At 72.1% G+C, this 11,502-nt stretch carries 14 protein-coding genes; 6 read left to right on the top strand and 8 right to left on the bottom strand.

Annotated elements, in window-relative coordinates; translation table 11 throughout:
- Nucleotides 1-11: 11 nt before the first annotated feature.
- The 4 genes from SACTE_RS22880 to SACTE_RS22865 form a co-directional block, all read right to left on the bottom strand.
- Nucleotides 12-1,712, bottom strand: a complete 1,701-nt coding sequence (locus SACTE_RS22880; protein ID WP_014048390.1) for a methylmalonyl-CoA mutase family protein — start codon at nucleotides 1,710-1,712, stop codon at nucleotides 12-14.
- A gap of 96 nt (nucleotides 1,713-1,808) precedes the next feature.
- Nucleotides 1,809-2,141, bottom strand: coding sequence for a DUF3817 domain-containing protein (locus SACTE_RS22875; RefSeq protein ID WP_014048389.1), 333 nt, complete (start codon nucleotides 2,139-2,141; stop codon nucleotides 1,809-1,811).
- 53 nt (nucleotides 2,142-2,194) lie between these two features.
- Nucleotides 2,195-2,707 (bottom strand): MarR family transcriptional regulator, encoded by a 513-nt coding sequence (locus tag SACTE_RS22870; RefSeq protein ID WP_014048388.1) that lies wholly within the window; start codon nucleotides 2,705-2,707, stop codon nucleotides 2,195-2,197.
- A gap of 31 nt (nucleotides 2,708-2,738) precedes the next feature.
- A complete protein-coding gene (locus SACTE_RS22865) occupies nucleotides 2,739-4,106 on the bottom strand; it encodes an MFS transporter (protein WP_014048387.1) in 1,368 nt (455 codons plus the stop codon).
- 71 nt (nucleotides 4,107-4,177) lie between these two features.
- Here SACTE_RS22865 and SACTE_RS22860 point away from each other — a divergent pair, with 71 nt between their 5' ends.
- Entirely contained in the window at nucleotides 4,178-5,170 is a 993-nt protein-coding gene (locus SACTE_RS22860) for a DUF5937 family protein (RefSeq protein ID WP_014048386.1), read from the top strand.
- A gap of 31 nt (nucleotides 5,171-5,201) precedes the next feature.
- Here the strand turns inward: SACTE_RS22860 and SACTE_RS22855 are convergent, their stop codons facing one another.
- A complete protein-coding gene (locus tag SACTE_RS22855) occupies nucleotides 5,202-5,495 on the bottom strand; it encodes an MTH1187 family thiamine-binding protein (protein ID WP_014048385.1) in 294 nt (97 codons plus the stop codon).
- Nucleotides 5,492-5,842: a DUF3817 domain-containing protein gene (locus SACTE_RS22850; RefSeq protein WP_014048384.1), complete on the bottom strand. Its 351-nt coding sequence runs from the start codon at nucleotides 5,840-5,842 to the stop codon at nucleotides 5,492-5,494. Before SACTE_RS22850 ends, SACTE_RS22855 begins: the two co-directional genes overlap by 4 nt.
- A gap of 211 nt (nucleotides 5,843-6,053) precedes the next feature.
- Between SACTE_RS22850 and SACTE_RS22845 the strand changes: the two genes are divergently transcribed.
- From SACTE_RS22845 to SACTE_RS22830, 4 genes are all read left to right on the top strand, one after another.
- A complete protein-coding gene (locus SACTE_RS22845) occupies nucleotides 6,054-6,686 on the top strand; it encodes an AIM24 family protein (protein ID WP_014048383.1) in 633 nt (210 codons plus the stop codon).
- Nucleotides 6,686-7,336, top strand: a complete 651-nt coding sequence (locus SACTE_RS22840) for an AIM24 family protein (protein ID WP_014048382.1) — start codon at nucleotides 6,686-6,688, stop codon at nucleotides 7,334-7,336. The genes SACTE_RS22845 and SACTE_RS22840 overlap by 1 nt, the downstream gene beginning before the upstream one ends.
- Nucleotides 7,333-8,088, top strand: coding sequence for an AIM24 family protein (locus tag SACTE_RS22835; RefSeq protein ID WP_014048381.1), 756 nt, complete (start codon nucleotides 7,333-7,335; stop codon nucleotides 8,086-8,088). Before SACTE_RS22840 ends, SACTE_RS22835 begins: the two co-directional genes overlap by 4 nt.
- Nucleotides 8,089-8,185: 97 nt before the next feature.
- Nucleotides 8,186-8,662: a MarR family transcriptional regulator gene (locus tag SACTE_RS22830; protein ID WP_014048380.1), complete on the top strand. Its 477-nt coding sequence runs from the start codon at nucleotides 8,186-8,188 to the stop codon at nucleotides 8,660-8,662.
- A 6-nt stretch (nucleotides 8,663-8,668) separates the two neighbouring features.
- Here the strand turns inward: SACTE_RS22830 and SACTE_RS22825 are convergent, their stop codons facing one another.
- Entirely contained in the window at nucleotides 8,669-10,093 is a 1,425-nt protein-coding gene (locus SACTE_RS22825; RefSeq protein ID WP_014048379.1) for a HAMP domain-containing sensor histidine kinase, read from the bottom strand.
- Nucleotides 10,090-10,752: a response regulator transcription factor gene (locus tag SACTE_RS22820; protein ID WP_014048378.1), complete on the bottom strand. Its 663-nt coding sequence runs from the start codon at nucleotides 10,750-10,752 to the stop codon at nucleotides 10,090-10,092. The genes SACTE_RS22825 and SACTE_RS22820 overlap by 4 nt, the downstream gene beginning before the upstream one ends.
- Before the next feature lie 117 nt (nucleotides 10,753-10,869).
- On the opposite strand from SACTE_RS22820, the gene SACTE_RS22815 reads away from it, so the two are divergent.
- Nucleotides 10,870-11,457 (top strand): PepSY domain-containing protein, encoded by a 588-nt coding sequence (locus SACTE_RS22815; RefSeq protein WP_014048377.1) that lies wholly within the window; start codon nucleotides 10,870-10,872, stop codon nucleotides 11,455-11,457.
- Nucleotides 11,458-11,502: the final 45 nt, after the last annotated feature.

Below are 11,502 nucleotides of genomic sequence, written 5' to 3'. Positions count from 1 at the left end.
GCGCACGCGGTTCAGAAGCCCGGCGGCTCGGTGTAGACGCCCCACTCGTCGCGCAGGACACCGCAGATCTCGCCGAGGGTCGCCTCGGCGCGGACGGCCCGGAGCATCGGCGCGATCATGTTCGAGCCGTCGCGGGCGGCGGCCAGCATCTCGTCCAGCGCGGTGCCGACGGCCGCGTCGTCGCGGCGCTCCTTGCGGGTCGCGAGCTCGCGCACCTGGTCGCGCTCGACCTCGTGGCTGACCCGCAGGATCTCCAGGTCCCCGGTGACCGACCCGTGGTGCGCGTTGACGCCGACGACCCGCTTGTCCCCCTTCTCCAGCGCCTGCTGGTAGCGGAAGGCCGATTCGGCGATCTCGCCGGTGAACCAGCCGTCCTCGATGCCCCGCAGGATGCCGGAGGTCATCGGCCCGATGGGGTGCCTGCCGTCCGGGTGGGCGCGGGTGCCGCGCTCCCTGATCTGCTCGAAGATCTTCTCGGCGTCGGCCTCGATGCGGTCCGTGAGCTGCTCGACGTACCAGGAACCGCCCAGCGGGTCCGCGACGTTGGCGACGCCGGTCTCCTCCATCAGGACCTGCTGGGTGCGCAGCGCGATCTCGGCGGCCTGCTCGGACGGCAGGGCCAGGGTCTCGTCCAGGGCGTTGGTGTGCAGCGAGTTGGTGCCGCCCAGGACGGCGGAGAGCGCCTCGACGGCGGTGCGCACGACGTTGTTGTACGGCTGCTGGGCGGTGAGCGAGACGCCCGCGGTCTGGGTGTGGAAGCGGAGCCACTGCGCCTTGTCGGTCCGCGCGCCGTACACCTCCTTCATCCAGCGCGCCCAGATGCGGCGGGCCGCGCGGAACTTGGCGATCTCCTCGAAGAAGTCCAGGTGCGCGTCGAAGAAGAAGGAGAGCCCGGGGGCGAAGGTGTCGACGTCGAGTCCGCGCGAGAGCCCGAGTTCGACGTAGCCGAAGCCGTCCGCCAGGGTGTACGCGAGCTCCTGCGCGGCCGTCGCCCCGGCCTCACGGATGTGGTAGCCGGAGACGGAGAGCGGCTTGTAGGCGGGGATGTCGCGGGCGCAGTGCTCCATCAGGTCGCCGATGAGGCGCAGATGGGGCTCGGGCTGGAAGAGCCACTCCTTCTGTGCGATGTACTCCTTGAAGATGTCCGTCTGGAGCGTGCCGTTGAGTACCCCGGGGTCGATGCCCTGGCGCTCGGCGGCGACCAGGTACATGCAGAAGACGGGGACGGCGGGCCCGCTGATGGTCATCGAGGTGGTGACGTCGCCGAGCGGGATGTCACCGAAGAGGATCTCCATGTCGGCGGCCGAGTCGATCGCGACGCCGCAGTGCCCGACCTCGCCCAGCGAGCGGGGGTCGTCGGAGTCGCGGCCCATCAGGGTCGGCATGTCGAAGGCGACGCTGAGCCCGCCGCCGCCCGCGGCCAGGATCATCTTGTAGCGCTCGTTGGTCTGCTGTGCGTTGCCGAAGCCGGCGAACTGCCGGATGGTCCAGGTGCGGCCGCGGTACCCGGTCGGGTACAGCCCGCGGGTGAAGGGGTACTCGCCGGGCCAGCCGATCCGCTCGAAGCCCTCGTACGTGTCACCGGGGCGTGGCCCGTACGCGGGCTCCACCGGGTCCCCGGAGAGCGTGGTGAAGTCCGCGTCACGCTTGCGGGCCTTGTCGTAACGGGCCTGCCAGCGGCGGCGGCCTTCCTCGATCGCGTCAGCGTCCATGCTTCAAATTTACTAGGACGTCCTAGTAAATGTCGATGGCAAACCGCCCGGCGCTTTTGCGCGGGGCGGTTGCGGGGTGTGCCTCCGCGGCGCGGGTCAGGCCTTCACGGGCTGAGCGGCGCCGCCCGCGACCAGCGGTCCGACCTCACGGACGACCTTGCGCTCGACGAAGAACGCGGCCGTCGGGATCGTGCCGGAGATCAGCACCCAGAGCAGCTTGCCCATCGACCACTTCGCCTTGGAACCGAGGTCGAAGGCGAAGACCAGGTAGATGATGTACAGCACGCCGTGGATCTGCGAGACCACGAGGGTGAGCCCCTCACCCGTGTCGAACCCGTACTTGAAGATCATGCAGACGCAGAGGATCAGCAGCATGACGGCGGTGACGTAGGCCATCACCCGGTAGCGGGTCAGGACGCTCGGTTTCATGACATCGAGCCTAACCGGGCGGCCGGGGCGATCTTGCGGCACCCCGGCCCCGTTCACTCCTTGTCCTCGAAGTCCTGGGCGGCCACCCGCAGCGGGCGCAGCATCGCGAAGATCTCGGCGCACTCCTCGGCGTCGTACGCCCCGAGTCCGAAGTCCATCGCCATCAGGTCCTCGGTCGCCGCCTCGACGACCTCGCGGCCCTTGTCGGTGATGGAGGCGAGGGTGCCCCGGCCGTCGTTGGGGTTGGGGCGCTTGGCCACCAGCCCGGAGCGCACCAGCCGGTCGACCGTGTTCGTCACGGACGTGGGGTGCACCATGAGCCGCTCGCCGATCTTGGACATCGGCAGCTCACCGGCCTGCGAGAAGGTCAGCAGGACCAGTGCCTCGTACCGGGCGAAGGTCAGTCCGTACGGTTTGACCACCGCGTCCACCTCGGCCAGCAGGATCTGCTGCGCGCGCATGATCGAGGTGATCGCGCCCATGGAGGGCACCGGGCCCCAGCGCCGCTGCCAGAGTTCCTCTGCGCGGGCGATGGGATCGAAGGAGAGGCTGAGCGGCTTCGGCACGGCACGACCTTACCCACTGGTCACATGACGGTCAGCCCTGTCTCGCACTTCGGTACCGGACACCCGTTCTACGGACGTCGAGAACGACCAGTGCTGTACAGAGCGTGCCGACCGCCCCGGAGCCCGCCACGACCGCGTGCACCGGGAGGAACTCGGCGGCCAGCCCGGCGAGGGCCATACCGAGGCCCTGGACGGTCATCAGCCCGGCGGTGAGCAGCGTCATGGCCCTCCCCCGCAGAGCCTGGGGCACCGCGTCCACGAACCACTGGTCGAGGCCGATGACGTACGCCGCCCCGGCCCCGGCCAGGACCAGTGCGAGCACCGCGAGCACGGCGCCGGGGCGCACCGCGTACAGCGCCAGTGGCAGCAGCCCGAGCAGGGCGGTGGGCAGCACGATCCGGGAGCGGGCGGCCGGACCCAGCAGGGAGCCCGCGCAGAGTTCGGCCCCGATGTGGCCGACGGCCATCGCGCACATCAGCAGCCCGACCCCGGCCGGCCCGATCCCGATCGCGTCGGCGTACGGGGCGGCCAGCGCCTCCGGCGCCACCACGAAGAACGCCGGGACCCAGAAGAGCAGCAGCAGCCCCCTGATCCGCCGGTCGGCCAGCACGTCCCGGGCCCCGCTCAGCGAGTCGGCCAGCAGGGTCCCGCCGCCCCGCTCACCGGCGGCGATCCGGGCCGGGCGGGCCCGGGTACCGAACCGGAGCAGCAGGGCCGAGCAGCAGAAGGTGACCACGGTGAGCGCCATCGCGCCGCGCGGTGACAGCGCCGCCAGCAGCAGTCCGCCCGCCCCGAAACCGATCAGCAGGGAGCTCTGCGACACGACCCGCAGCAGCGACCGCCCCAGCACGTAGAGGTCGCCCTCGCCGAGGATGTCGGTCAGGGCGGCGGTCCGGGTCCCGGTGAAGACCGGCGCGACGGCCGCGACGGCGCAGCGCAGCGCGAGGAGTCCGCCCACCGGGGTGCCGGGCAGCACCATCACGGCGACGCACCCGGCGCAGACCAGGTCGCAGACGACCAGCACCCGGCGGGCCGGGTAGCGGTCGGCGACCCCGGCGAGGAGGGTGCCGCCGACGATGTACGGGAGGAAGCCCAGGGCGAAGGTGAGGGCGGACAGCAGCGGGGAGCCGGTGAGGTCGTAGACCAGGACGGTCAGGGCCAGTTCGCTGACGGCGACGCCGAGCAGGGAGAGCAGATGGGCGGCGAAGACCGCGCGGAACTCCCGTACCGCGAACACCGCCCGGTAGCCGGTGGCCCGCTCGGTGCCGCCCCGGAGCGCCCGTGCCCGGCTCGGGTCGGTGCGGGGGGCCGGGGGCTCCGGGGCGAGGGCCGGGGACGGCACGTCGGGGGCGGGCGGGAGAGGGGGTGTACCCGCCGGGGGGCGGTCGTCGCTCGGCATGGGGGCAGCTTGGGGCGTCCGTGCGGTGTCCTCGTAGACTTTCGGCTGACGCCGAAACTTCGCGAGGCCCCGTGCCGTTCCATCTGCACTTCCACGAGAGCGACCTGCTGCGCTGCCGCTTCGCGCTCTCCCCGCTGTGGGAGACCCAGGAGGCGGTGCGCACCCTGGGGCGTCCGGGCCGGCACGGCTACCACCTGCCCTGGCTGCGCAGGACCGGTGAGAGTGCCGCCCGGCTGGACCTCGCGCCGCTTCACCTGCTGATGCCGGACGGCGGGCACAACCCCGACTTCATCTGCCCGCCCCCGCTGGGCCCCCTCGCCTCCTTCGAGGAGGAGATCGCGGCGCTGCGCGCGGTCGATCCGCAGGTCGCCCAGGACGACATCGCGCTGACCCTCGCCGACGTGCCCGGCGGGGCGCGGTCCGTTGCCGGGCGGCGGATGCTGGCCGATCCGGCACGGACGGTCCGGGAGCTGGCGGATCTGCTGGAGCAGGCATGGCGGGTACTGGTCGAGCCGTACTGGCCCCGGCTGCGCGCCCTGTTGGAGGCCGACATCGCGTACCACTCGCGCCGCCTGGCGGAGGTCGGCTTCGAGCGGCTGCTCGGCGAGATCAGCCCGCAACTGCGCTGGGCGGACTCCACGCTCACCGTCACCGGTACCCGGGGCGACCACATGCGGGTGCTCGGCGGGGAGGGGCTCGTCCTGATGCCCAGCGTCTTCGTCTGGCCGGATGTCGTCGGCGGGTACGAGCCGCCGTGGCTGCCCGCCGTGATCTACCCGGCGCGCGGCATCGGCGGGCTGTGGGCCCAGGCCGCCGACCGCACACCCGACGCCCTGGCCCGGCTGCTGGGACGGGCCCGGGCGGACGTGCTGTGCGCCCTGGACGAACCGGCCGGCACCAGCGCGCTGGCGCACCGGCTCGGCCTCGCGCCGTCGTCGGTGTCGGCGCATCTGTCGGTGCTGAGGGCCGCGGGACTGCTGACCTCGCGCCGCTACGGCCACCAGGTGCTGTACGAGCGCACCCCACTGGGTATGGCGCTGGCGGGGCAGGAGCAGGCCCCGTGACCGCCGTCGGACGGTCACGGGGCCCGGATCGTCAGTCCGCCAGATAGCGCTCCACGGTCTCCACCTTCGAGGTCAGACCGTCCGTGACGCCCGGCCGGATGTCGGCCTTGAGGACCAGGGAGACCCGGCCGGCGCGGGCCTCAACGGCGGCGACGGCACGCTTGACCACGTCCATCACCTCGTCCCACTCGCCCTCGACCGAGGTGAACATCGCGTCCGTGCGGTTGGGCAGCCCGGACTCGCGGACGACGCGTACGGCGTCGGCGACGTACTCGCCGACGTCCTCGCCGACGCCCAGCGGGCTGACGGAGAAGGCGACGATCATGCGTTCACCGTGCCCTCGGCGCGGGCGCGGGCGGCGATGACGCCGTCGGCCTCGTACCGCTTGAGCAGCTTCTCGCCGTACAGCCCGCCGAAGGGGATCACCGCGAGGAAGAAGAACAGGGCCACGCGCTTGAGCGGCCACTTGGTCTTCACCCACACGTCCAGCAGGAAGACCACGTAGATCGTGAAGAGGATGCCGTGCAGCGCGCCGAGCGGCATCATCAGGAAGTCGATGTCCGAGACCCGGCTGAGCACCGAGCCGAAGATGATCAGCGCCGGGAAGGAGAGCGCCTCGGGAAGCGAGATGAGGCGCAGCCGGTGCAGGGCGGAAGCGGTCTTGATGTCCACGAGGGCACCTTCGGTGGGAGGGGGCGTGACGGCTTGTGAACGCGGGCACAAGCACAGCCCATTGTGGCATCGGCCCACACCCCGGACGGCATCGGGTCGCGGCGGCACGTATCACCGCATTCCAGGGCCGCATCCGGGTCATTTCGGGGTACGGATCCACCCGGGGGCCCTGTCCGCGCGGCGGCCCGGGGGCTACCGTCACCCCGTGGCGATGTTCCGACTCCAGGGAAGCAAGACGCTCGCCGTCGATCTGACGGGCGATGCCGTCAAGGCGAAGAACGGCTCGATGGTCGCGTACGACGGCCGGATGACCTTCAAGAAGATGACCGGCGGCGGTGACGGGCTGAGGGGCATGGTGACGCGCCGGCTGACCGGTGAGCAGATGGCCGTCATGGAGGTGAAGGGGCAGGGCACCTGCTACTTCGCCGACCGGGCGAGCGAGATCAGTCTCGTCTCGCTGCACGGCGACAAGCTGTACGTCGAGGCGAGCAATCTGCTGGCCACCGACGCGGGGCTGCGCACCGGCACGGCCTTCACGGGCCTGCGCGGCGGGGCGAGCGGCAACGGCCTGTTCACCACGACCGTCGAGGGCACCGGCCAGGCCGCCCTCATGTCGGACGGCTCGGCCGTGGTGCTCCGGGTAACCCCGCAGTACCCGCTCCAGGTGGACCCGGGCGCCTACATCGCCCACCAGGGCTCCCTGCGGCAGCAGTTCCAGTCCGGGGTGAACTTCCGGACGTTCATGGGCGAGGGGTCCGGCGAGGCGTTCCAGATCCGCTTCGAGGGCGACGGCCTCGTCTACGTGCAGCCGAGCGAGCGCAACACCCTCGGGGGTGACGTCTGATGCCGTTCCGCGAGATCAACGACAAGATGGTCGAGGCCACGGTGGCGCCCGGCCAACGGATGTACAGCCAGCGCGGCGCGATGCTGGCCTACCGCGGTGACGTCTCCTTCACCCCGAACATCCAGGGCGGCCAGGGCGGTCTGGGGTCGATGATCGGCCGGCGGGTGGCGGGCGAGGCGACCCCGCTGATGACGGTCGAGGGGAACGGCACGGTGATGTTCGGCCACGGCGGCCACCACATCCAGGTGATCAACCTGGCGGGCGACACCCTGTACGTGGAGGCCGACCGGCTGCTCGCCTTCGACGGATCGCTCCAGCAGGGCACGATGTTCATGGGCTCGCAGGGCGGCGTGATGGGCATGGTGCGCGGCCAGGTGACCGGTCAGGGGCTGTTCACCACCACGCTCCGGGGACACGGCGCGGTCGCGGTGATGGCGCACGGCGGGGTGATCGAGCTGCCGATCACGCCAGGGCACACGGTGCACGTGGACCCGCAGGCGTACGTCGCGCACCACGGCGAGGTGACCAACAAGCTGTCCACGGCGCTCGGCTGGCGGGACATGGTGGGGCGCGGGTCGGGCGAGGCGTTCCAGCTGGAGCTCGGCGGCAGCGGAGCGGTGTACGTCCAGGCGTCGGAGGAGAAGCTGTGAGCGGGCCCGTGATCTTCGACCCGATGACGCTGCCGTCGGACGACAACGTCAACTCGTACACCTTCTGCGTGGAGCTCAAGGGGAGCCGGTGGTTCCTCCAGAAGGGCAAGATGATCGCCTACTACGGGCAGATCGCCTTCGACGGCGTCGGGCACGGCCGGTTCGAGCGGCTGGTCCGCAGCAGCTTCCACTCCCCGCTGCACGCGAGCGACTGGGTGGTGGCCGAGGGCAGCGGCAAGATGCTGCTCGCGGACCGGGCGTTCGACGTCAACTCCTTCGACCTGGCGGACGGGAACCTGACGATCCGGTCCGGCAACCTGCTGGCGTTCGAGCCGACGCTGGCCCTGAAGCAGTCGATCGTGCCGGGCTTCCTGACGCTCATCGGCACGGGCAAGTTCGTGGCCGCGTCCAACGGGCCGGTCGTCTTCATGGAGCCGCCGCTGCGGGTCGACCCGCAGGCCCTGGTGGGCTGGGCGGACTGCCCTTCCCCCTGCCACCACTACGACCACGCCTACATGACGGGGGTAATGGGCGGCCTGCGTGCCCTGACCGGGATCGGCGGCACCTCGGGCGAGGAGCACCAGTTCGAGTTCGTCGGGGCGGGCACGGTGCTGCTCCAGTCGACCGAGGCGCTGATGCCCGAGCAGCCCACGGGAGCGGGGCCCGGCGAGCCGGGTGTGCCGGGGACGCCGGGGTCCGCACCGCGCGGCTCGGGTCAGCTGGGGGACCTCCAGCGTCGCTTCGGCCTGTGAACGGTAGTCTGCGGAGTGTGACGCCCGCCCGGGCGCGTGCGCGGCGTCACACCACCCGACTTCGTCCGGCTTTCAACTTCTTAGGTAGAATCCATACATGGAGACCGAGACGGCCACCCGCTGGCTGACCGATGCGGAGCAGTGCGCCTGGCGCACCCACCTGGACGTCAGCAGGCTGCTGACGCACCAGCTGGAGAGGGATCTCCAGCCGTTCGGGCTGACCATGAACGACTACGAAATCCTGGTCAATCTCTCGGAGTCGGACGACCAGCGCATGCGGATGAGCGACCTCGCCGCCGCCACCCTCCAGTCCAAGAGCAGGCTCTCGCACCAGATCACCCGCATGGAGAACGCGGGCCTGGTGCGCCGCGAGCACTGCGAGTCGGACCGGCGCGGGCTGTACGCGGTCCTCACCGAGCCCGGTGCCGAGACGATGCGCAAGGTCGCGCCGCACCACGTCCGGTCGGTGCGCAAGCACTTCATGGACCTGCTGTCCCCCGAGGCGCTCGCCGACCTGCGCGCGGCGCTGACGCCGATCGCGGACCACCTGCGCGGGCAGCGCGGCAAGCCGTAGGCCCTTTCAGCCGTGGCGCGGCAGTCGCAGGACGAAGGCCGCGCCGCCCAGGGACGACGTGCCCACGGTGAGGGTGCCGCCGTGCCGGGCCGCGATGTCGCGGGCGAGGGCGAGGCCCAGTCCCGCTCCGCCGTCGTCCCGGCTCCGGGCGTCGTCGAGCCGTACGAACCGCTCGAAGATCCGCTCCCGCTCCTCCTGCGGCACCCCCGCGCCGTCGTCGGCCACCTCCACGAGCACGTCCGTACGGTCCGCCCCCACCGCCACGGACACCGAACGCTCCGCATGACGCACGGCGTTGTCCAGCAGATTGCCGAGCACCCGGGCCAGCTGCCCGCGCGAGCCGGCCACCTCCGACGCCCCGCCCGCCGCCATGGACACCTCGACCGCAATCCGGTCGCCGGTGCGCTGGGACACCTCCTCGCGCACCAGCGCGCCGAGGTCGACCGCCGTCCTCCCGGGCCGCTCCCCCGCGTCCAGCCGGGCCAGCAGCAGCAGATCCGCGGCCAGCGCCTGGAGCCGTACGGTGTCGGCGACCGCACCCTCGACGTCCAGCAGGTGCGGATGGGCGGCGCCCACCTCCAGCTGGGTGCGCAGCGAGGCGATCGGGCTGCGGAGCTCGTGCGAGGCGTCCGCGACGAAACGCCGCTGCCGGTCCACGGAGGCCTCCAGCGCGCCCAGGGTCTCGTTGGTGGTCCGGGCCAGCCGGGCGATCTCGTCGCGCGATCCCGGTTCGGGCACCCGGCGGCCGAGGTCCTGGGACGCGGTGATCGCGGCCAGTTCCCTGCGGATGCCCTCGACCGGACGCAGGGCCCGGCGGGTCACCAGCCAGGTGACCCCCGCGACGACGAGCAGCAGGGCGGGCAGTCCGGTCAGCATGGCGTCGCGTACGGAGCCCACGGCCTCCTGTTCCGCGGCGAGCGGGGCGCCCGCGTGGACGGTCAGGGTGACGCCCCGGGAGGTGGTCGCCTCGACGGCGGCGAAACGGTAGTCGGCCCTGTCGCCGTCGACGGTGGCGGTGCCGTCGGTGAAGTCCGGTTCGTCGGAGGAGACTTCGCCGCGCGCCGGATCGTCGTCACGGCTGTCGTCGTCATCGTCGTCGCCCTCGGGAGTGCCGGCCGCCGCCTGCGGGGTGACCCGCGGAATCCCGGTCCCGGTGATCGCCTCCAGGTCCTCGGAGACCGCCACCACACGTCCCCGCTCGTCGGTCACCTGGACGGGGTGGGTGTCCTCGTCCCCCAGGTCGAGGTCGGCGTAGGGCACGTCCAGGGCCAGCTGACCGGCGACCTCGCGGGCCGCGACCTCCGCCTCCAGGCCCGCCCGATCGGTGAGGTTGCCCCGCAGGACCAGCAGGACGGCGAGCCCGGCGGCGACCAGGGCGACGGCGACGACCAGGGTGGCGCCCAGGGCCGCCCTGGCCCGGACCGACCTCACCGCGCCTCCAGCCGGTATCCGGCGCCCCGCACGGTGCGGATGGCGGCGGCCCCCAGTTTGCGGCGCAGGGTGCTGATGTAGACCTCGACGATGTTCGGGTCGCCGTCGTAGGCGAAGTCCCAGACGTGTTCGAGGATGTCGGCCTTGCTCACCACCTCGCCGGCCCGCACGGCGAGCTGTTCCAGCACCGCGAACTCCTTGGCCGTCAGCGTGACCTCGTCCTCGCCCCGGTGCACGCGCCGGGCCGCCGTGTCCAGCCGCAGGGTGCCGGCGGTGAGCACCGGCGAGGCGGACCCGCCGCCCCGGCGGCGCAGCAGGGCGCGGATCCGGGCGACGAGGACGACGTAGGAGAACGGCTTGGTCAGGTAGTCGTCGGCGCCGGTGTCCAGGCCCTCCGCCTCGTCGTACTCCCCGTCCTTGGCGGTCAGCATCAGGATGGGCACGTCGTGGCCCGCCGCGCGCAGGGCGGCGCAGACCCGGTAGCCGTTCATACCGGGCAGCATGATGTCCAGGACGACGAGGTCGTACCCGCCCTGGCCGGCCAGGTGCAGTCCTTCCAGGCCGTCGTGGACGACGTCCACGGCGAAGCCCTCGGCGGTCAGCCCCTTCGCCAGGGACACCGCGAGGCGCTTTTCGTCCTCCACGATCAGCAGGCGCATACGCACAGGGTGGCAGGCCGAACCTGAAGAGGGCTTCAGGTGGCTTCAGGCTGCGTTCAGCATCGCCCCGGCAGTGTGGATCCCGTTCGCACCGCACACCCATCGGGGAGGAACCTCATGAAGCGCACCATCGCCATCAGCGCCGTCACGGCCGCCGTGCTCGTCGGCGGCGGGGTCGCCACGGCCGTCGCTTTCGCCGACGACGACGGCGGCAAGGGCCGGGACCAGGTGACGCGGAGCGCGGACCGCGCCGAGCAGAGCCGCGCCACCGGCGGGCGGGTCACCCTCGACGAGGCGCTCGCCGCGGCGCTGAAGTCCGTCCCGGGCACCGTCACCGAGGCGGAGCTGGACGACGACGATGACGACGGGGGCCGGACCGTCTGGGAGCTGGACGTCTACGGCACGGACAAGGCCTGGCACGACGTCACGGTCGACGCCGGCAGCGCGAAGGTGCTGTCCGCCCGGGACGACGACAACGACGCCCGCGACCGGCACGCCCCTCGCTCGGCCGCCGTCTCGCTGAAGGCGGCGGTGGACGCGGCGACCGGGGCCCACCCGGGCACGGTGACGTCCGTGGACCTGGACGACGACGAGGACGAGCCCCTGCGCTGGGAGGTCGACGTCACGGGCGAGGACGGGGCGCGGTACGACCTGGACGTGGACGCAAGGACCGGCGAGGTCACCGTGGACCGGGACGACGACTGACCCCGGCGCCCGGCCGGGAGCTCACCGCGGGCCGCACGGCCCCGG

Source organism: Streptomyces sp. SirexAA-E (assembly GCF_000177195.2).
In the GTDB taxonomy this organism is placed as follows: Bacteria; Actinomycetota; Actinomycetes; order Streptomycetales; family Streptomycetaceae; genus Streptomyces; species Streptomyces flavovirens.
This window is presented reverse-complemented; position numbering and strand designations above follow the sequence as displayed.